Origin of the sequence: Pirellula sp. SH-Sr6A (assembly GCF_001610875.1) — a bacterium.
Lineage (GTDB): Bacteria > Planctomycetota > Planctomycetia > Pirellulales > Pirellulaceae > JBKCUI01.
On the sequence record NZ_CP011272.1, the window covers coordinates 2,165,827 to 2,186,321 of the forward strand.

The window sequence follows — 20,495 nt, forward strand, 5'->3', positions numbered from 1 at the left end:
TCTTGGTTCTCGGAGGCGGTTAGATGGATTAAGCCGCACGAACAGCGCGACAGTTTTGTGCCCAATGAATCCATTCTTGCACTTCTTCACGGGTCGGCGCGTCGGACCCTCGCAGGATGCGAACCCCCGCTTTGCTGCTTGCAAATCGAGCAACTTTTTCGAACAGCGTCTCCAGATCTGCACTCCCGAGTTCCTCTGCTTCCACGATGCCGACTGCGACGATGAGTTGCGCGTCATGCCCACGCAGGTTCGGTACTCGGCAGACCAAAAGGGCTTGTCGCTGCCAATCTCGGACAGTCTCCTCGGAGACATTTTTTTCTTCGAGTTGCGATGCGATGGTTTCGGCCGAACTGGCCAAGAGGTCGCCGACGGTCTGAATGGAAATAGCGGCTAGCTTTGATGCCATTTTGGGACCGATGCTAGGAGCATCGACCACCGCGCTTTCGGTGTCCAAGTAGAACTTCCAACGCGAGTTCATGGAATTCGTTTGACCCGTTCGTCCATGCATGGGTTGTTTCGGTTCTCGCATTTCGCGATCACTGGAAACATCCGTTTTTGCGGTGCGTTCTTCGCGGAGACGAGGTTCGAACGTTCGGATGCGAGGACCGGCATCGGTGCGATGAAAGTCGGTGGGCGAGCGATCGAGATCCGGTGCGGATCGTCGACGCTTGGTCGATCGTTTCATCGATGCGACCCATTCTCGGATCCGATTGACTTCGAATGATCTCGCATTCCGCAGAAGCTCTTGACCGCTGCCGCTGCGAAGGAAGGTGTCGACACGATCCACCAATTGGCTCGGCTCGAGATCCCGCAGCATGTGCGATCGAGTGATACCGCACCCCACGAGAACCCTGGCATCGAAAGGTCGGAGCATCGTGGTAGCGGTCATCAATTCGGCGACACACTGCAAATAGTAAATCAGATTTTCATCCGTCCGCATGGCGACCCCGAGAGACTCCGGAGGAGTTCGGAGCAAGTCGCCGACGCGATGCACGCCGGCTTGAAGGAATCGAACGGCCAGGGCAGGATCCACCGTGGGGACTTGATCGATCGGGCTGTCTAGGTGCAGATGAAATTTGCTATTTCGTACGCCGATGGGTGCAGGACGCACGCCAACAGGTCTAGCCAACCCACTTGCATGCGTATCCACCGTGTTCCACCACGAGGTCTCATCCGATTCGTTCGCCCAACCGCTTAGCTGACGATTGATATCGGCGTAATCTTGAGCGGAGTTATAGAAGGGAACAAAGTAGCCGCTATTCACCGTTTCCCGCGAGGTGGTATCGATGGCCACGTTCGGTGCAGTCTGGTGTAACGCAGGATGGATGCCTAGGTCTTCGAAACTATCCATGGAATAGCTTGGCCGAGCGTAACGAAGGATCTCGTGCATTCGGCAGACCGTTCCGCCATGCGCGGCGATCCGACGAGCAATAAATTCATCATGTGTCGCCATCAAGATTTGGCGACCATCGCGTGCGAACCCAGCGAGCACGTGCAGGATTTGCTCTAGCGCCTCGCCTCGGAAGACTTCGATGGAATGGTCGAAAAGGAAAGGGATTCGACCGATCCGAGGAACCGCTCGTTCCGCGATCGCCAATCGGATTGCCAAGTCCACCAATCGTCGCTGTCGAGAATCTGCTGCAGGCAATCGACGGTCGTAGTAAGTGTCTCGACCAATCTGTTCATTCGAGGGGGTATCAAAGTCGGCGGGCGTCTCCGTGCCACGGAGATAGGAAGACTCGACCGCCCAAGGTGGAAGCTGGCGCGCTGCACCGGCCGTGAGTTCACGCAAGTATTTTTCCGCCAACGGAATCAAAGAGCCTTCGGAAGTTCGGCGATAGGGGGATCTTGTACGCAGGTGCGATTGGACTTCGCCAAGCCGTCTGTGCCATTGCGCTCTGCGATCCCATCGCTTCAGCATCTCTTCGGCGTGGGCCAGTTGCAGTCGCAATTGCGAATCGTCCCAGCTTGGGGCCATCGTCGATGTCGGGACGGATTGAGCGTGCTGCAATTGAAGCTCGACATCCGCCTTCTCAGCGTTGAGTTTCTCAAGTCTGCTACGGACACGGTTCAACTCGGACGAGAAATCGCTCGATTGGGGACGGTCGGCACGGGCGCGAGGATAGACGACATGATCCGAAACGCCGCTACGAAACGCCTCCAGGCTCGAAGCCTCGTGGTCTTGAACCGAATCCAACTTCGCATTGGCTTCCGCGACGATCAGATCTTGGTGAGTGTTTTTCAGGTGGGAGAGTTCGACATGAATCGTCGCGAGTCGTTCGCGGAGGCCCGTGAGGATCGAATGCTGGGTTCGTTCCGTGAGACGACTGGGACGGTGATTGGCATGGTGGATGTGCTCGATCTCAGCCAGGATTCGGTCCCGTTCCAATGCCCACCAAGCCCGATCGTGATCGACGGCATCGGCATTGCGGAGTCGATCGAGCAAATCCCGTTCTTCTGCTTTCAGGCTCTGATAGCCCTCATCGAGTTCGTTCCGAGCGGGAGCGTGGACACCGAGCCGGCTGGCGGACCACCAAAGTTTCTCCGGTGAAACGCTTCCGAGCGCGCTGCAAAACAACATCCCGAGAATATCGCCTCGTAATTCATCCCAACGCGCATCCCCGTCGTCCCCTTCCCAAAAAATGTTCCCCAAACCGCGAATGCGATCCCGGTCGCCTTCGTGCAGAGTGTGCTGAGAAGGATGCAGCGGGGAGTTCACAAAGCCTCCGGGGAGCATGGCGGAGCCACCAGCGAAAGACATTTGCCTTACGTGTCCCGTCGCGTCGACCCATTGCATGGAACCATCGATCGATTCGCCTTCTTCGGTTTCGAAGACTTCGTTGACGTAATTGCCACGAAAGAGAATGCTTCGAACGAAACGCGCCATCGTGGCGCTGCCTCCTTGCAGGGGGGCGTAAACGGCGTTCAGGCCACCTCCTAAAGGTCCAACTTGCAGATGGGCTGCGGCATTTTTACGGTCGATATCCAAGCGGATCAAATGCATCGTAGGGCTCCTCCCTCTCCATTACGCTTCATTTCAGGCGTTCATCCTCGAACGCATGTTGGGTCTTTGAGGAGCCTAGCAGAACCGGGCAGACTGGGTAAAGATCAGTTGGATGCACGAATTCGTTGAAAGTTGAGAGGTTACGCGATTTGAGGGGGTTGGTATACTTTGCCCCTTTGGGTCTCTGCTCTCGGGTCGCAATCCTCGCTTTCCCGTGAGCCTTGTCATCGGTGGGCTAGATCATCGGTAGGCATGGTCATCGAAGGGCCCTGTCATTCCGCACCGTAGAATTCGCATGGCTAGCATATCCACCTCGGACCAAAGCAACTTGAGTCGAAGCGGGCGTGGACGCGTTGCCGCTTGCCCGGGAGTTCAGGTCGCTGCAACGGGTTCTTATGCCCCGGAGCAGATTGTCACCAACGAAGATCTTGCGGTGTTGGGATGCGATAGCGAGTGGATCGTGCAGAGAACGGGGATTGAACAACGTCGCCGAGCAGCTGCCGATGAAGCCACGAGCGACCTTGCATACCACGCCGCGATCGATTGCCTGCAATCTGCCAACCTATCTCCCAGCGACGTTGATTTGATCGTCTGCGCGACGATCACCCCCGATTACGTGACGCCGAGCACTGCATGTTTGCTCCAAAAACGGCTCGGCTGCGTCGCTCCTGCATTCGATGTCAACGCGGCGTGCGCGGGCTTTATGGTTGGAATGGTTACTGCAGCGCAGTTTGTCCGAACGGGGGCGGCTCGCAATGCGCTCGTGGTCGGGAGCGAGATCATGAGCCGCACGGTGGACGCGACCGATGTGAAGACCTATCCGCTGTTCGGGGACGGAGCAGGTGCCGCACTGCTGCAGCCCATCGAACCCGATGACGGATCGCCCGGCCACACCGGCAACGGACTGATTCGATTCACCTTGGGGTCGGAAGGGGATCCCGCAGCATTGTGCATACCAGGCGGGGGATCTCGCGAACCCCTCAGCCCCCAGTCGATAACCGAAGGCCGACAGTATCTGCAAATGGACGGCCGTTCGGTGTTCAAGTGGGCCGTTCGAATTGTTGAAGACAGCTTGAACGACGTCTTAGTCGACGCGGGAGTCAGTCCCTGCGAGATCGATTTGGTCATCCTTCACCAAGCGAACATTCGCATCCTCGACGCGGCGATCGGACATTTTGCGATCCCACGCGATCGCATGTTCGTCAATTTGGACCGATTTGGTAACACGTCCGCTGCCAGCATCCCATTGGCTCTCGATCAAGCGGTCAAGGCCGGGCGTCTCCAGCGCGGCAATCTCGTTCTCCTATGCGGATTCGGAGCCGGGCTTTCGTGGGGAACTTGCCTCCTCCGCTGGTAACGTCTGTTACGACAATTCCCTCTCTCCCGCATCTTGCACTGGATGCATCCGTGGCACGGATTCCTGCATGGTGCACCGCCATGCGCCGCCGTGCGATTTTTTCAATCGGACAACCGGAGTCTTCCACTAGGGTTCTGCGTGTTGGCCATCGCCTTCCTTTCTATCGGTGTCTCTACCGCTATCCGGATGCTGACCTTCGTTGCCTGTCGCATCCTTTGGTCCAAGAGTGGGCGATGGACCGGGAGAAGCCGTGGGCTTGGGGTACCTCCCAGCCTTTTTGAGGGCATGCGTGAGCAAGGTCTCTATTTGGGAGTTGGTACTGCGCAACTCCTCCTCGGCCCAGCGACGGAGTGCGTCGAGGGTTTCTGGAGGAAGTCGCAGTAGGAAGGAATCCCGCTTAGCCATCGAGCCCGATCCGTTAGTTGTGAAGTGTCCCTGTATTTACCACCGGTTGCGCGTGGCGATCGGAGCAGAGGACCACGAGCAAATTGGATACCATGGCCGCTTTTCGCTCGTCATCGAGTTCGACAATTTTGTCGCGACTCAGGTGCTCGAGCGCTTGCTGAACCATACCGACGGCTCCTTCCACAATCTTGGTCCGAGCCGCGACAACAGCGGAGGCCTGTTGGCGCTGGAGCATTGCAGCCGCAATTTCGGCAGCGTAGGCAAGGTGGCTGATGCGTGCCTCGATAACTTCGACCCCTGCTTTGTCAACGCGATCTTGGATATCGCGTTGCAGTTGATCGCTGATCTCCTGCGTATTGCTTCGAAGGGACACTTCGTGATCTTGGCTGTCGTAGGGATGACGCGTCGCCAAGTTTCGAAGGGCAGCTTCGCTTTGAACCCCGACATAATCCTCGTAATCGTCCACTTCGAAGAGCGCTTCAGCGGTATTCACCACGCGCCAAACGACGACGGCGGAAATCTCGATGGGGTTACCATCCTTATCATTCACCTTGGAGGGTCGACCGTGCGTTCTGGTCTTCGGTGTGATAACGACACCCTGCTTGTCTTTTGTTTCTCCGACCGAGGTGGAGCCGGTCTCGAAATTGCGAACTCGGAGCGATACGGATTTCTTGGAATAGAAAGGATTGACCCAGAAGAATCCCGATTGCTTGACGGAGCCCTTGTAGCTGCCAAACAAGAGCAAAACGCGGGACTCGTTCGGCTGGATCGCTAGAAAACCGAAAAGTGCCAGGAAGGTGACCACGGCCAGTCCTCCAACTCCCAAAAAGGACAACACATTCATGACCTCAGAGCGATCGTCGACCGACGAAACCGTGGCAACGAACCCTGCAATCGTCCCGCCAAACCCCAAAATCACCAAAACCAACGGAAACCAGCCCGACATCGGTTGGAAACTCTTTTCTGCCGTCACGGTACTCATCGCGGACTCCTCTGGGAACATGAAAATAAATTATAGCATTGTGATATCACCATGATATCTCAAGGCGAGAAAAGTTCGAACATTTGGCGCGCTTGTTGGTCAGAAATTGCTTATTTTTAGGGGGCATCCAAAAGGGGGGAGCTAAACTGGAGGGTGCTATACGCTTCCGCACGCCCCACCTGCTTCTCCGAACTCATCTCGATCGTCATCTCAGTGGAACGGCTATGCTGCGGTATCGTCCTTTGCAATGGTCTATTTCTTTGGTTTGCATTGGCCTGACAACAGCCGTTACGTGTTGCGCGCAAGACCCCTTTGGCAACGATCCCATTTCCACCGAGGGAGTCCCGGTCAATGTCGGCACGAAGGGGGCAGAATCAAGTCCACTCGGGGATGTCGACCTCTTTGAAAAGAATGCGGTTGTTCGATCGCTCATTCGCAGCGCCCCGTCCGACCCTGCTGGCTTGGCCAGGGCCGTTCAACTAATGGCTCGAATCCGTCGGTGGGATGAGGTGACACGATGGTTAAAAGTCATCGATCAAGCCGGGCTGGATACGGCCAAAGCGCACGCGATGGTCGATGAGGTGGGAGCCAAAACTTTTCAAGGGTTGTTGTCGCCATTGGTGCCACTCGAGCCTGCGAACAGGCAGATCGTTGATCGTATTTTGCAATTGGCAGACGAGTACCGACTCGACCCAGCGATGATTGCTCAAAGTGTCACGCAGCTGCAAAGCCCTGACACGAACAGCTGGAAGTCCGCGTTTGGTGTCGTGCAGTCGACGGGTTATGTTGGGGTTCAGAGTTTTTTTAACGCGGTCATGCGGCAAGGTGCCCCGCCGCCCAGTGGAGCGATGGGTGAAACGCTGCGACGCTTGGGGGAGTCAGCCAAAGATGCTTGGGTTGTATGCATGCGTACGCCGCACACCGACGCTCGACGCAACCTGATCTTGCTCGCCGCGGCTGCAAAGGACCCTCGCTACCAAAACGAACTCACGTCTCTGCTCGGAGACATCGACAGCTTGCCCGAAGATCTCCGCGAAGCAGCGAACAACTGGATGAGCCGGAGTGCCTCCTCGTCAACCCAATCTCAACTGTTCGAGGATTCTTCTTCCCGTCTTCGCTCTCTTCTCAGTCGCTACGTCAACGTGCGTTTTGACGACGATGCCGCAACGGGCGTACGTTGGTTGCTTGGGCAAGATGGTCGTTCCTTGACGATGCGAGACTGCACTCCTGCAGAGGAGCTTTGGTTTCGAGTGGAGGGGGAAGCGGAGATCGTGCTTCAATCCGGAGCGGGAGCAGGGACGGACTCCGCGATCGCGGCTGCGGTACTTTTGCAAGGCGAAGACGGTATCCCCACAACAGGAACCCATTTGTCCTTGGGTGCGAAGGCCCCTTTGTTGGATCGTTACGAATTTGCATGCTTGGTCTGGGATGCGGCATGGAAATACCGATTTCCAACATCGCAGCGAGTTGCGGCCGAGCAATTGGGAAGGTTTTCCGCACCGATGCCGATCGAAGTTCGAGACCGGTTGGTACAAGGTCTCGAGTCGGGGTACCCCTCGGTCCGGTATGCGTGTGCGATGGGTTTGATGCGGTGGATGGGATCGGATCGGAGTGTCGGGAACGAGAGTTTTCTGGGACGGGGCAAGCTGGATCGCGTCGCCGCAGAGATGGTGCAGTTGACGACAAAACGGCGAGCCCTTGTTGTAGGAGGGAGCAGCTCTCTCCGCTCGCATCTTCGCTCGTTATTGGAATCTTTTGATTACCAATGTGAGGAGTTTTCGTCCGCAGGAGCAGTGCTTGCGCGTTGCAAGGAGGGAGCCCCGGTAGAAGAAATCTTCATCGTCTCGCGCACACTCGAAATGGATCTCGGTCAGCTCGTGCAGCGCATTCGCGGGACTTCGACGGGCGCCTCGGTTCCGATCGCAGTCCTTGCTGAGTCCTTGAGCAGTTCCGAGCTGCGTGTTTTGGATTTGGAGTCGCAAATGGTGCTCGGTAGCGTCCCGCCTGATGAGATTGGTTTGCAAGACATACTTCGACGAAGCCGTGTTGCGTTCGGTGCAAGTCCCATGAGCGACGTCGACAAGGTTTTTTGGAAGGAAGAAGCGGGTCGGTTTCGCGAAGTTCAGCTCGGCAAGTTGGTTACGGCTCCGAAGAAGCCCCCTGTGCAATCGAAAATCCCCCAAACACCCGTCGGACAGCGTGAACTGATCCTTAAAGTTCTGGACAGTGCAATTCCGTTGCCCGAACGCGAGCAGGCAAGCCAACTTTTTGTGCAATCGCTTCGTCAATTTGGACTGCAGGTCTCTTCCGAGACGGCTGATGGGCTGTACGATGTGTATAACGAGCGAGGCAAAAGCGAGGTCGATACCCGTCAATTGCTGAGTCGGATGCTGGATGCAGTCGAAGCCAGTCGCGGGGATCGCGAATGGGGGGCGATTGCTCCTTAACACGGCATCGTGCCCTTGGCGTGGGCGCCGTGTTGTTTCGTCAGCCTTCTAAAAGTCGGAACTCCATGGCAGGAATCAGGCAAGACAACGGATTGCAGCGTGTCAGCGCTGGAACGTTGCTTCCAGGGGTCATCGGCTCCTCTCCCGCCATGCAGGACGTTTTTCGCATCACCCGTCGCGTGGCCCCCAGCAATGCCTCGGTTTTGCTTTTGGGTGAAACCGGTTCCGGGAAGGAAGTGATTGCCAATGCGATTCATCAGTTGAGCGGTCGCAACAGCGGTCCCTTCGTCAAAGTCAACTGCGGCGCGTTAAGCGAGAGTTTGCTAGAGAGCGAGCTTTTCGGACACGTTCGAGGTGCCTTCACCGGAGCCGTCAACAATCGAGCAGGTCGGTTCGAAGCGGCTCATTCCGGCACGATATTCCTGGATGAAATCAACAGCACGTCGATGCACCTGCAGGTCAAGCTCCTCCGCGTCCTGCAGCAGAAAGAATTCGAGCGCGTCGGAGACACCGAAACGGTTTCGGTCGACACACGCGTCATTGCGGCTAGCAATCGGGATCTGGCGGAAGAGATCAAACACGAGCGTTTTCGAGAAGATTTGTATTGGCGATTGAATGTGGTCCCGATCGAAATTCCGCCGCTTCGCAAGCGACGGGAGGACATCCCCGCGCTCGTCGGGCACTTCCTACAAGTATATAGTACACTGAACGAACGGTATGTGGTTCATATCGAACGCGAAGCGATGCAGGCGTTGCAGGATTACCATTGGCCTGGCAATGTTCGTGAATTGCAAAACTACATCGAGCGATCGGTGGTAATGGCCGAAACCGATGAATTGACCTGTGACCTCTTGCCAACCACCGTGACGGGACGCGGACCGACGCCCGAGCCCGCGCATGCTGGGAACGAACAGAAAAAGTGGGACTTCCAAAGCTTGGCGTCCGAGGTGGTCGTCGAAGGAATTCGGCAATGTCCAGCCGATGCCACCAACCTGCACAACGCCATCGTGGACCGAGTCGAAAAAGAGCTGATTGCGCAAGTCCTCTCGTCCTGCAATTATGTGCAGACAAAAGCAGCCACGCGGCTTGGAATCAACCGCAATACGCTTCATAAGAAAATGAAAGACTATAGCTTGGATGACATGGACCCCAACTCCCATCCAAACTCCTGACTCGATTGGGCTACTCCAAAATCCATCCAACATGACAAACACAAAGTTCAGCAGTATCGAAAAGGCCGTCGCAGCGATCGCCCGAGGAGAGGTGGTGATCGTACTCGACGATGAAGATCGTGAGAACGAAGGTGATTTTGTTTGTGCTGCAGAATCAGTCACGACCGAGACCATCAATTTTATGCTCCAAGGCCACGGACAACTCTGTGCACCGGTGTTGCCTTCGGTCTGCCAGCGACTGGAACTTCGTCCCCTGGTAGATCACAACACCTCCCCACTGACAACCGCCTTTATGACGCCCGTTGATCATGCGGGCTGCAAAACGGGTATCACTGCCGGGGAGCGAGCTGAAACCATTCGAAGACTTGCCAGCGAGAGTTCGAAGCCTTCCGATTTCGTAAAACCCGGACACGTTTATCCACTCCTGGCAATGGAAGGTGGCGTATTGCGACGAGCCGGTCATACGGAGGCAGCAGTGGATCTGGCGCGCATGGCAGGCTTAACGCCGGCGGGGGTATTGTGCGAGATTTTGAATCACGAAGGGGATAGAGCGACGCGAGATGAGCTGTTGGACCTCGCCGAGAAGTACGGGTTGGAAATCATCACCGTGGAGCAGATTATCTCGCATCGACGTATCAGCGAGAAATTGGTGAACAGGACGGCCAAGGCCAAATTGCCTACTCGCTACGGACTGTTCGACATCATCGTCTACGGGGTGCAGTTTGAATCGCAGGAACCGGTGGCGCTCGTGATGGGTGATCTCAGCGTCCCCGGGGAAAAAGCACCCTTGGTCCGGATGCATAGCAGTTGCTTCACCGGCGATCTGGTCGCGTCCCTCCGATGCGACTGCGGCGATCAACTCCAACAAGCGTTGGAAGCGATCGCGCGCGAGGGGCGAGGTGTTTTGGTCTATTTGCCACAAGAAGGACGGGGTATTGGTCTTGCTCAAAAAATCAAAGCCTATGCGCTCCAAGAAGAAGGCTTGGATACCGTCGAAGCCAATCACAAACTTGGCTTCAAAGCAGACATGCGGGATTACGGTATTGGCATCCAAATTCTGAAGGATCTCGGATTGCACGAAATTCGGCTCCTCACCAATAATCCCAAGAAAAAGGAAGCCTTCAACCTGCGTGGATTTGACCTTTCGGTTGTCGATCAAGTGCCGATTATTCCGGAGATCAATGAGCATAACGCCGCTTACCTCGCGACCAAGCGCGACAAGATGGGTCACAAGCTTCCTTGATGGGAATGCCAGCATTCCTGAATTCCCCGTCATGACCTTGACCTAGCTCGCGCGATCTCGTTATGAACCGGAGTGAATCTGCGCCGATGGGATGGATCCCATGGGACGCGAACTATTCTTGCGAATAGGAATGATCGATCGATGGACCGAACCGCGCTGGACACCATTTTGTTCAAATCCAATTCATGCCCGTCTCGTCAACGGCGCAGTCGCAGCCCACTCGTAGTTTGCTCGCTGCTAATTCTCGTTGGTTTCGTGGGCTGTCAATCGTGGTTCGGCCGAAAGAAAAATGATGAAAACTCCCATTTCATCAAAGAAACCAAACGGATCAAACAGTTATTGAAGGATCCAGAGCGCCCCCGATTGATCGGGGAGGTCGCCGGCATCACAGGCTTGGTCATCCACCAGTACGATGCCTATGGATTGGTCACCGGGCTCAATAACACCGGGGGATCGGTCAAACCCGGCGCGGCCCGCGACATGATGTTGAAAGAAATGCGCATCCGAGAGACCGCATCTCCCGAAGCGACTCTCGATGCGCTTTGGACCGCCCTCGTAAAAGTTCGAGGTTATGGAAACCCCGGGGATCGCGACAATCAAGTCATCGACGTCAGCATCGAATGTTCGACCGAATGCAACGCCAGCGACTTGACTGGCGGTTTCCTTTTGGAAGCTCGCCTGCGCGAGATGGTGAACGTCGGCGGCAAAATTCGCGAGAGCGATGACAAGGCGGTCGCGCAAGGCGAACTTGTGATTCTCCCGGCAGCGTATACCAAGAGGGATCGCGAACCACTGCGCGCGGTGATTGTGGGGGGTGGACGACTGTTGCAACCCAGACGTTTGGGACTCCAGGTACGGCCTGACTTCAAGCATGTGATGGTGACGAAGTCCATAGAAGAAGCGATCAACAAGCGATTCTACTTTCACGAAGCTTCGCGACAGCGTTTGATGGCAGAAGGAAAAAATGATGCACAGGTCGCGTTGACGACGATGCCGAAATACCGATTCGATGCTTCGCACTTCGCATCGGTTTTGCTCGCGACCGGATTCAATGAAAGCGAAGAGGAACGCAAAGAGCGTCTGGAGGGATGCAAAAAACTGGTCCGCGATCGTACAACCGTTCGGCGCGCTGCAGCAGAACTGGAATCGCTCGGAACCCCTGAAGCGATCGATGTTCTCGTCGACACCCTATCCTCCGTCGACACCGAGATTCGATTCTATACGGCTTATTCACTCGCTTACCTCGACCGAAAGGAATCGGTTCCAGTCCTCGCCGAAATTGCGAGAAAAGAAGTTGCGTTCCGACCGCTCTGCCTCGTGGGATTGGCCATGAACGAGCAGGACAGCGCCCGCGAGGCATTGGAAAAATTGCTTCAAGAATCCGAACCCGAGTTGAGATACGGTGCGTTCTGGGCTCTGCGTCAACGGGATGAGTCCGATGCGCTCGTACAGGGCGAACGTTTGAATGATCGCGTTTCCATGTCCTTGATCGCCAGCCAAACACCTCTTATCGCCATTTCGCTGCAAACCAAGCAAGAGATTGTTTGCTTTGGGAGCACGTCACCCGTGACCCTAACCTCCACATTGAACCCTACTCCCTTTGTGACTTTGACACCCGTCTCTGGTAACCAACTGCTGGTCACTCGCAAATCATCGTCCGACGTCATTCGATCTGTTGTCGACGCCGATACGGTCTCGTTGTTGCGTGCACTCGGTGCTGCGAATGCTTCTTATAACGACCTTGTGCAGACCATATCGCAACTGTCGGAGAAGAAATGCATCAGCATCCCCGTTGCTTTCAATCCACGTCCTATGGCGGGTCGTATCTACAAGCGCGATGGTGAATCCGAAATTACAGAAGAAAGGCCCGTGGAAGTGGACGCGAGCTCGCGGCAGAACGAGACCAAATCCTGGTGGACTGTCTCCAATTGGTTTCGCGGCGAAGCAGTTACCCCACAGCGATCGTCATCGGAATCTGGAATCGATCTTGATGTCTCGGCCAAGGAACAGGAAATAGAATCCGTCGAGGCGCTTCCAACTGGAGTATCCCCTACGGTCTCCACTTCGTCGAATGCATCGACGGCGCTTCCTGAGATCGACTGGGACGCATTGAACTAACGGCTGCACCATCCCAACCTCACCTAATCCTCACCCTAAACCTCACCACTTTTTGATTCGGATCCATCGGACTCTTTCATGCTCAAAGCCCTCGAACTGGTAGGCTTCAAGAGTTTTGCCGACAAAACGCGGTTCGAGTTCCCCGACGGGATCACCGTAGTCGTCGGTCCGAACGGATCTGGAAAATCCAACGTCGTCGATGCAGTAAAGTGGGTGCTCGGTGCCCAGAGCGCCAAAGCGCTCCGTGGTGCAGACATGGCGGATGTGATCTTTAAAGGTTCCGCGGAGGGGGGACGCAAACCGGCGAACAGCGCCGAGGTCGTGCTTGTTCTCGACAATACGTCTCGCATCTTTCATCACGACTCCGAAGAAGTGCATGTGAGCCGAAGGGTTTTTCGCAGCGGCGAAGGGGAGTACGCGATCAACGGCCAGCCTTGTCGGCTGAAAGATGTCAAAGATCTCTTTCGGGGCACTGGTGTCGGCGTCGATGCTTACAGTCTCATCGAACAGGGGAAGGTTGATCGCCTGCTGCAAGCCTCCGCGAAAGATCGACGCGGAATTTTCGAAGAGGCTGCCGGCATTTCTCGGTTCAAAGCCAAAAAGGTGGAAGCCGAACGTCGAATGCAACGCGTCGATCAAAACCTGGTTCGGCTGGGGGACATCGTCGACGAAGTTGGAAAGCGATTGCAAACCCTCAAGAGCCAGGCGACCAAGGCGCAGCGGTATCGAGAAATCACCCATCAACTTACAACACAACGATGGAATCTTGGTTGGATCGAGTCTCGCCTGCTGGAACACCAACGCAACGCTCTGGAAATTCAACGGACGGAGGCGATCACCTCCAAAGAAGAATGTTTGGTGAAATGGAAAGAGCTGGAAGAGTCTGCAGCTCGAGAGAAAAACCTACTGGATGCACTGCAGTCGGAGCTTGTCTCCTTTCAGAATGCGTATCTAAACGCAGAAAAAGAAGCGATCGCAGCGGAAAGCGGATACAAAACAGCCATCGCCCGCTCGGAAGAGTTGGAGATCGAACGATCGCTCATTCAAGAACGTTTGATCGCATTGCAAGAGCGAGCTTCCTCGTCCGTAGAAGAAACCCAAACGCGACAACGCGAAATCGAGTCGATCCAACAAGAACAGATAGACGCAATTCAGCTGCTTTCGAATCGTGAAGCGGATCTGGATGAAGTTCGCCGCGAGCTCGAGCAGTTGAACCAATCGATCGACTCCGATACGGCCACGTATAACGAGACGCAAACGACCATTCACACGTTGCGTTCCAAAATCGTCAGTTTTCAGTACCACATCGAGCAGCTGCAAAACTCGATCGAAACCTGGCGAGGTCAGGAGTCGCAGTTACGATTGGAATGGGAACGTCAAGAAAAGGAATCCACTCAACTATCGCAAGAGATAGAACAGGCCAGGGTGCGAGCGGCGACGGCTAGAGAGGGGCGATCCCAAGCAGAACAATCGCTCGAACAAGGGCGGAAGAAGCTGTTCGAAAATCAAGAACAACTCGCCGCGATGCAAGGCAAATTGCACGGGGTACGAGAACGATTGTCGGTTCTTGCGCAATTGGAAGACCAATTCGCAGGAGATGGCCGGGGTGGACAACAATTGTTGCGACTCGCACGTGCGAACCAAGACCTCGACTTGAAAGATGGTGAGTCTAGCGTCTCGATGATGTCGAACCCGTGGCATTCGGTGCGGGGACTTGTTGCGGATATTCTTTCGAGCGAAATGCACCTGGCCCCCTTGATCGACGTGGCGCTCGGGCACCTCGCGGATGCGATCGTTTTGAGCAACGGTCAAATTGTCGACTGGATCCATGAAGGCGCCCTCTCCGTCGATGGCCGCGTGACCTTGCTCCGACTGGATCGTCTCCCCAACCGACGAACAGGGGAGAAGATACAGCTCGATGGACTGCGAGGAATCATCGGGCGAGCTGATCGGCTAACCCAGTATGCTCCCGAGTACGAACCGCTCATCCGAGCTTTGCTCGGAACGACATGGTTCGTGGATTCTTTGGCGACCGCCTTGGAACTCAGCCACTTTCGCGGAGCCGGATTGCGATTCGTGACCGCGGAATGCCAATTGGTCGATTCGGATGGAAGCATTACGATCGGGTCGTTGCAAGCGGGCTTAGGATTGATCTCCCGACGGACAGAAATGCAGATGGCGCGCGAAGAGATCCTGCATCTCGAATCGGAGCTCGAGCAAGCGACTCAGGCGATGGTAAACCTTCAAGAAAGCTTGGCTCGCGAAGAACAAGCCTTGAAGCAATTAGCGGGGCAAGAGAGGGAGGCTTCGCAAGAGCTTTCGCGTGTCGAAGTTCTGTCGGAGTCCAATCAAGAGCGACGATCGAACCTTCTGAAAAGAATCGACGAGATCCTATCTCAGATCGCAAACGGTGATGAACGCATTCTCGATGCAGAGAACCAGTCTCAGGAGGCGGATGCAGAATGCCAACACAGCGAATTGGCACGCGAAGAGATCGATGTTCGTCTGCACTCATGGAGGGAGAAGAGAACGGAGCTTCAGTCCAAACTAAAGCTTCAAGAGTCGCTAGCGAATGAACAAAAGATCCAAGTGGCTCGATTGGAACAAAGGCTCGACGGATTGAAGCTCACGCTGGATCAACTCGTATTGGACGCATCGGAGAGAGAAAAGAATGTGAGCCAGGCCAGCCTGTCCCTCGCGCAAATCGACCAGCGTATCCAAGAATCCAAACAGCATGCCGCCCGCTGCCTGGAGGCGATGGGCGAACTGCGAGCGACCGCCACCAACCTAGAAGCCCAGCGCATTGCGCAGCTGGCGAAGATCGACGAACAGAACAATGCGGCCGGACAAGCTTCACGCCAGTTTGAGCAAATGCGACGTCAACTGGATAAGAATGAAGACAAGTTAGCACAGATCACCCAAAACTTGCAGCAAATCGACTCCCAAGTTGCACAGCTTCGCGAGCACTACGCCGCAGAATATCAAATCCACTTGCCTCAGGATTTGCTGGAACTCGAGCTGCATACCGAAGACGAACGTCTTTCTGAAGAAACGGCTGCACAACTCCAATCGATCGCTGCAGTCTCCAATACGCATGAGTTGCAACAACTCAAACAGAAAACGGAATCGGAAATTGCATGGCTCCGATCCGAAATCGCGTCGACCGGGAGTGTCAACATGGAGGCGCTCGCAGAGCTCGATGCATTGCAATCGAGGTACGATCGCCTCGCCGGTCACCAAAGCGACTTGATCGAAGCGAAGAATGGATTGCTGCGGACTATGACGAAAATCGACGAAGATTCTCGTCACTTGTTCGTCGAGACGCTGCAAGCGATTCGCAAAAATTTCCAAGACCTGTATCGGCGTTCTTTCGGCGGTGGCTTCGCCGACATTCTTCTGGAAAACGAAAACGATCCGGATAGCGGTATCGAGATCATTGCAACGCCCCCGGGCAAGACGACGCTTAGCAATTCGCTTCTGAGCGGTGGCGAAAAAGCTCTCACAGCAGTCGCATTGATCATGGCATTCTTTCAATATCGTCCGAGCCCGTTTTGTATTCTCGATGAAGTCGATGCGCCTTTCGACGAAGCCAATATTGGTCGTTTTGTGACGGTTCTCAGAGAGTTTCTCTCGACTACCAAGTTCATCGTCGTGACGCATAGCAAGAAAACAATGACGGCAGCCAACATGATCTATGGTGTTACCATGCAGGAAAGCGGGGTTTCGCGACAGGTCTCCGTTCGCTTCGAAGAAGTCAACGAGAAAGGGGAGATCCTCACCAAAGACCGAAAGCTCGCTGCTTAGAACGTGTTTTGAAATTGCCTTGAATTGAAAAAATCGCTACGGCTCAGGAAGCGAAAAAGTTTCCCGGACTACAAGGAGCCGTAGCGATCATGAGTGGAATGGATTATCCAAGTTGCCTATCCGACAAGCAATGGCAGTTGATTCAAAAAGTATTACCCCCTGCCAATCAGCGTGGACGAAAACGGATCGATCGGAGGCGAATCATCAATGCCATTCTGTATGTCTGCCGCACAGGGTGCCAGTGGCGATTTCTTCCCAAAGAGTTTCCGCACTGGAATACAGTCTACGGGGTATTTCGCCAGTGGAAGCTTGACGGGGTTTGGCTGGCTATCCATGAACTACTCCGTAGCGAGGTTCGAAAAGCGACAGGCAAAAAAGCAGCACCTACGGTTGGAATCATCGACAGCCAATCGATCAGGACGGCCGAGGGTGGTGAAACCCGTGGATACGACGCCGGAAAGAAGATCACAGGTCGCAAGCGACATATCCTCGTTGATACACTGGGGATGCTCTTGATGGTCGTTGTCCACAGCGCTGAAATCCAGGACTATGATGGAGGATCGATTGTTATGCAGGGTATCCGCAGCCTCTATCGAAAAATCAAGATCGTGTTCGCCGATGGCGCTTACGGGAAGGGTGGCCTTCCACAGCTACTGAAAGAGCAGGAAGGACTTCAGTTGCAAACAGTGCTGCGACCGATAGCCGCAAAAGGTTTCCAAGTACTACCAAAACGATGGATCGTCGAGCGCACATTCGCGTGGATCAATCGACGGCGACGCCTAAGCAAAGATTACGAACGACTTGCAGACACGAGTGAAACCATGATCTACATCTCCATGATCGATTTAATGTCTCGCCGGTTAGCAAAAATGTAGGAAAGGCAATTTCAAAACACGTTCTTAGTTCCGAGTCGCTCTAGGAACTTTATCTCGAGGGTGGTGGATCGAACGATGGATAGGATTGCCCTGGATGATTTTCTCAAAGTGGAGTTGCGCGTAGGGCGTGTGCTCGATGCGGCCATCTTCGAAGGTGCACGGAAGCCGGCCTTGCTCATCCGTATCGATTTTGGCCACGAGATTGGCATCAAGAAGTCGAGTGCTCAAATCACTTCCCTCTACAAGCCGGAAGACCTCATCGGCAAGCTGATTGTCGCCGTGGTGAACTTACCCGCGATGCAGATCGGCTCGCATATGTCCGAGTGCCTCGTGACAGGTTTTCACAACTCGCACGGGGAGGTTGCGTTATGCGTACCCGACAAAGAAGTTCCGCTGGGGACCAAACTCCTCTAGATCTCTCCCTATGACGGAACATGTCAGAAGACGAAGACCACCGCATCCCTCAACGTCCAGTTCTCCAGCAGTTTCAATTCCGCATTTCGCAAGTTTTGCTTTGGACGGCAGCCGTCGCGGCTTTCGCCGCCTGCTACAAGAACTACCCGACCGCATTCTACATCGCGATCGCACTGTGCATTCTCAGTCTACCGCTCGTGCCGTTTGGTTTCATGCTTGCCATTCTCCTCTTTAGCCCCGAAGAGGGAAAGCAATTGAAGGTGAGCCCCAAGCTGTTGCAGAAGGTCTCGCTCGCGTGGCTGCTGGGAGTATTGCTCATTACGGCCACGTGCGTATTGATCATCGAGGGTATGTTTCGAATGCAATGACGGAGGCCTACTGGTGTTGAACTAGAAGCACCCGAGGTTGAGCGATGCCTACTAGGATCGGCCGGGCCAACGATCCCACCACGTACGAAACTGTTGCCACTGTTGGTCGAGGAATCCAAGTTGGCTTGCGCTGAGCGCGTCGCTTTCTTGAAGCTGCAATGTGTATTCGGGGTTCCCTGCCAGGACCATGAGGCGTTTGTAATAGAGAACCAAATCAGGACCTTCATCGAAGGTAGAAAGCACCTTCAAAGCATCGCTGAGTTCGAAAGCCCATTGCTTGGCCTGCGAGTCTCCCTGGACGGCCCGTTCACAAAGCTCGACCAATCGGAGTACTTCGCGTGGTATGGCGTTCCCCACACCGGTGATCGCCCCTGCGGCTCCGCAGTAGAGGAACCCGTGTACGACTTGGGTATCCACGCCGACCATGAGGGAGAGATCGGGATCACCGCTCGTGATATGCTCGGCCGCATAGTCCAATGAAGCCGCACCGCCAAACTCTTTGAAGCCGACCAAGTTCTTATGTTTTTGTCGCAATTGAAAGAACAAGTCCGCTTTGGTTTGGTATCCGTAGTAGGGGCTGTTGTAAATCACCGAAGGAAGGTCGGGTGCGGCGGCGAGGATCTTCGAGAAGTGCTGGTACTGGGCTGCTGGCGAGGTGCCGCGAGACAGAACGCGGGGAATGACCATCAACCCCTTGGCTCCCACCTTTTGACCGTGAGCTGCGTGGTCGACCGCCAGGCTCGTATTTTGAGCACCGGTTCCCACGACGACGGGAACTCCCGCCTCCGCCAAGCGTTTCACACCTTCTTGGCGTTGAGATTCGGTCAGAAGGGGCCAATCCCCCATGGAACCGCAGTAAATGACGGCTTTCATCCCTATTTGGATCAGTTCCTGTCCCTTGCGAACCAAGGCATCGTAGTCTGGAGTTCGATCCGATTTGCAGGGAGTCATCAAGGCGGGCATACAGCCGCGGAAGAAATGGTCTTTTCGTGTCATGGGACTTTGGTCAGTGCAAATCGGTGAGCAACGGGAACTGAAAACGAGAAGACGAAAGTCTAGTCGCGATCGATGAATTTGTGCACTCTATTTAAGGAACTTGATACATGCCGGCGCGGGGGCTTCGATACGGAATCGAGTCGACTGAAGCGTTCCCTTCTCTGGATCGATTCGAAAAGAAACGATGTCGTTGGATTGTTGATTTTCCGCCAAGAGGAATTGTCCATCCGGCGAGAGGCGAAAGTTCCGTGGCGTTTTACCCAGGGTCGGTGTGTGACCTGTCGAAGCCAGCTTGCCCGTCGACGGATCGATCTGAAAGGAAGCGATGGTGTTGTGCCCACGATTGCTGCCGTAGAGAAATTTCCCTGACGGATGCACCAAGATTTCTGCGGTGGAATAGCCTGGATCGGATACTCCCGGGGGGAGTGTCGTCACGGTCTCGAGATGTGTAGATGGCCGACTTCCGTCCCAAAGAAAACTGGAGATCGTCATGTCGAGCTCGTTGATGACATAAAGGATCCGCTCGGTTGGATCGAACGTGAGATGCCGCGGACCGGCTCCTGGTGCTAGGACCAAGTCGAGGTCGGGACGAGGCTTGAAAAGGCGCATCGCTCGGTCAGGCTCGTAGACCACGACTCGGTCCATCCCAAGATCGGCAACGAGAAGATAGGATCCGTTTTTGGTCCACACGCTGCAATGCGCATGGGGGCTGGATTGTCGAGAAGGGTCCTTTCCTGTTCCTGAATGCTCAATGCGCTGCAACATCGGTCCGACGGCACCGGACGAATCAAGGGGATAAACGACTATGCTCCCTTTCCCGTAGTTGGCTACCACCGCGAACTCCGCACGAGGATCGATGGAAATGTGGCAGGCAGTATCGAGCGGGATGGGTTGCTGATTGACCAAGCGAAGAGCATCTGGTTGAAGGTCATGGAGTTTCTCGATGTCCCAACGAAAGGCGGCGACGACACCAGGAGCCCCTTGTTCGGGTGGTACCGCGCTCCCCACGGCATAAAGAATCTCCTGTTGAGGATGCCGAGCAAAGAAGTTAGGACGGGCCAAAGAACCGACGGCAATCGGTACATCCATCGATCCGTCCGAGTGAAGGCGGCTGGCGTAGATACTTTCCCCGTAACCTCCGATGAAGAAGGGTTCACCGTTCTGAGCCATAGCATTCGGTAAAAATAGAGGGAAGGGAGAAGAGCAGATCGCCAGGGCGAACCACGCGGTCAGCAGTCGTAGAATCATGATCGAATGTTTGGGGGCAAGGCCATCATTGAGAAAAGTCGAAGCGTCTCGATTATAGGTGC

14 protein-coding genes are annotated in these 20,495 nt (G+C 55.0%); 9 read left to right on the top strand and 5 right to left on the bottom strand.

Translation table 11 applies throughout. The annotated features are described in order from the left end of the window. Positions 1-28: 28 nt before the first annotated feature. A complete protein-coding gene (locus tag VN12_RS08570) occupies positions 29-3,004 on the bottom strand; it encodes a DUF4332 domain-containing protein (RefSeq protein ID WP_146676435.1) in 2,976 nt (991 codons plus the stop codon). A 295-nt stretch (positions 3,005-3,299) separates the two neighbouring features. Between VN12_RS08570 and VN12_RS08575 the strand changes: the two genes are divergently transcribed. Then, a complete protein-coding gene (locus VN12_RS08575) occupies positions 3,300-4,361 on the top strand; it encodes a beta-ketoacyl-ACP synthase III (RefSeq protein WP_146676436.1) in 1,062 nt (353 codons plus the stop codon). Between the two features lie 126 nt (positions 4,362-4,487). On the opposite strand, the gene VN12_RS08580 is transcribed toward VN12_RS08575, so the two are convergent. Continuing rightward, entirely contained in the window at positions 4,488-4,766 is a 279-nt protein-coding gene (locus VN12_RS08580; protein WP_146676437.1) for an Arc family DNA-binding protein, read from the bottom strand. A 13-nt stretch (positions 4,767-4,779) separates the two neighbouring features. Further along, complete coding sequence (locus VN12_RS08585) at positions 4,780-5,748, bottom strand: SPFH domain-containing protein (protein WP_205855231.1); 969 nt, start codon at positions 5,746-5,748, stop codon at positions 4,780-4,782. Between the two features lie 224 nt (positions 5,749-5,972). Here VN12_RS08585 and VN12_RS08590 point away from each other — a divergent pair, with 224 nt between their 5' ends. The 8 genes from VN12_RS08590 (at position 5,973) to VN12_RS08625 (ending at position 18,189) form a co-directional block, all read left to right on the top strand. After that, positions 5,973-8,195 carry a hypothetical protein gene (locus VN12_RS08590; RefSeq protein ID WP_146676438.1) on the top strand — a complete coding sequence of 741 codons (2,223 nt, stop codon included), beginning with the start codon at positions 5,973-5,975 and terminating at the stop codon, positions 8,193-8,195. Between the two features lie 149 nt (positions 8,196-8,344). Next, on the top strand, positions 8,345-9,367 hold the full coding sequence (locus VN12_RS08595) for a sigma-54-dependent transcriptional regulator (RefSeq protein WP_240491420.1): 1,023 nt from the start codon (positions 8,345-8,347) through the stop codon (positions 9,365-9,367). 31 nt (positions 9,368-9,398) lie between these two features. Beyond that, entirely contained in the window at positions 9,399-10,610 is a 1,212-nt protein-coding gene (ribA, locus tag VN12_RS08600; RefSeq protein ID WP_146676440.1) for a GTP cyclohydrolase II, read from the top strand. Positions 10,611-10,751: 141 nt separating this feature from the next. Further along, positions 10,752-12,728, top strand: coding sequence for a flagellar basal body P-ring protein FlgI (locus VN12_RS08605; protein WP_146676441.1), 1,977 nt, complete (start codon positions 10,752-10,754; stop codon positions 12,726-12,728). Between the two features lie 78 nt (positions 12,729-12,806). Next, positions 12,807-16,532, top strand: a complete 3,726-nt coding sequence (smc, locus tag VN12_RS08610; protein WP_146676442.1) for a chromosome segregation protein SMC — start codon at positions 12,807-12,809, stop codon at positions 16,530-16,532. Positions 16,533-16,621: 89 nt separating this feature from the next. Beyond that, positions 16,622-17,407 (top strand): IS5 family transposase, encoded by a 786-nt coding sequence (locus tag VN12_RS08615; protein WP_146676443.1) that lies wholly within the window; start codon positions 16,622-16,624, stop codon positions 17,405-17,407. Positions 17,408-17,482: 75 nt separating this feature from the next. Beyond that, positions 17,483-17,821, top strand: a complete 339-nt coding sequence (locus VN12_RS08620) for a tRNA-binding protein (protein WP_146676444.1) — start codon at positions 17,483-17,485, stop codon at positions 17,819-17,821. Positions 17,822-17,841: 20 nt separating this feature from the next. After that, entirely contained in the window at positions 17,842-18,189 is a 348-nt protein-coding gene (locus VN12_RS08625; RefSeq protein ID WP_146676445.1) for a hypothetical protein, read from the top strand. 51 nt (positions 18,190-18,240) lie between these two features. On the opposite strand, the gene VN12_RS08630 is transcribed toward VN12_RS08625, so the two are convergent. Both VN12_RS08630 and VN12_RS08635 read right to left on the bottom strand, forming a co-directional pair. Beyond that, entirely contained in the window at positions 18,241-19,185 is a 945-nt protein-coding gene (locus tag VN12_RS08630; RefSeq protein ID WP_146676446.1) for a dihydrodipicolinate synthase family protein, read from the bottom strand. 87 nt (positions 19,186-19,272) lie between these two features. Then, positions 19,273-20,433 (bottom strand): lactonase family protein, encoded by a 1,161-nt coding sequence (locus VN12_RS08635; RefSeq protein WP_146676447.1) that lies wholly within the window; start codon positions 20,431-20,433, stop codon positions 19,273-19,275. Between the last annotated feature and the right edge of the window lie 62 nt (positions 20,434-20,495).

Bases quoted from the DNA above. Each gene is read 5' to 3' on its own strand.
- VN12_RS08570 (WP_146676435.1), bottom strand. From the start codon at position 3,004: ATGCATTTGATCCGCTTGGATATCGACCGTAAAAATGCCGCAGCCCAT.
- VN12_RS08575 (WP_146676436.1), top strand. From the start codon at position 3,300: ATGGCTAGCATATCCACCTCGGACCAAAGCAACTTGAGTCGAAGCGGG.
- VN12_RS08580 (WP_146676437.1), bottom strand. From the start codon at position 4,766: ATGGCTAAGCGGGATTCCTTCCTACTGCGACTTCCTCCAGAAACCCTC.
- VN12_RS08585 (WP_205855231.1), bottom strand. From the start codon at position 5,748: ATGAGTACCGTGACGGCAGAAAAGAGTTTCCAACCGATGTCGGGCTGG.
- VN12_RS08590 (WP_146676438.1), top strand. From the start codon at position 5,973: ATGCTGCGGTATCGTCCTTTGCAATGGTCTATTTCTTTGGTTTGCATT.
- VN12_RS08595 (WP_240491420.1), top strand. From the start codon at position 8,345: ATGCAGGACGTTTTTCGCATCACCCGTCGCGTGGCCCCCAGCAATGCC.
- ribA (WP_146676440.1), top strand. From the start codon at position 9,399: ATGACAAACACAAAGTTCAGCAGTATCGAAAAGGCCGTCGCAGCGATC.
- VN12_RS08605 (WP_146676441.1), top strand. From the start codon at position 10,752: ATGGACCGAACCGCGCTGGACACCATTTTGTTCAAATCCAATTCATGC.
- smc (WP_146676442.1), top strand. From the start codon at position 12,807: ATGCTCAAAGCCCTCGAACTGGTAGGCTTCAAGAGTTTTGCCGACAAA.
- VN12_RS08615 (WP_146676443.1), top strand. From the start codon at position 16,622: ATGAGTGGAATGGATTATCCAAGTTGCCTATCCGACAAGCAATGGCAG.
- VN12_RS08620 (WP_146676444.1), top strand. From the start codon at position 17,483: ATGGATAGGATTGCCCTGGATGATTTTCTCAAAGTGGAGTTGCGCGTA.
- VN12_RS08625 (WP_146676445.1), top strand. From the start codon at position 17,842: ATGTCAGAAGACGAAGACCACCGCATCCCTCAACGTCCAGTTCTCCAG.
- VN12_RS08630 (WP_146676446.1), bottom strand. From the start codon at position 19,185: ATGACACGAAAAGACCATTTCTTCCGCGGCTGTATGCCCGCCTTGATG.
- VN12_RS08635 (WP_146676447.1), bottom strand. From the start codon at position 20,433: ATGATTCTACGACTGCTGACCGCGTGGTTCGCCCTGGCGATCTGCTCT.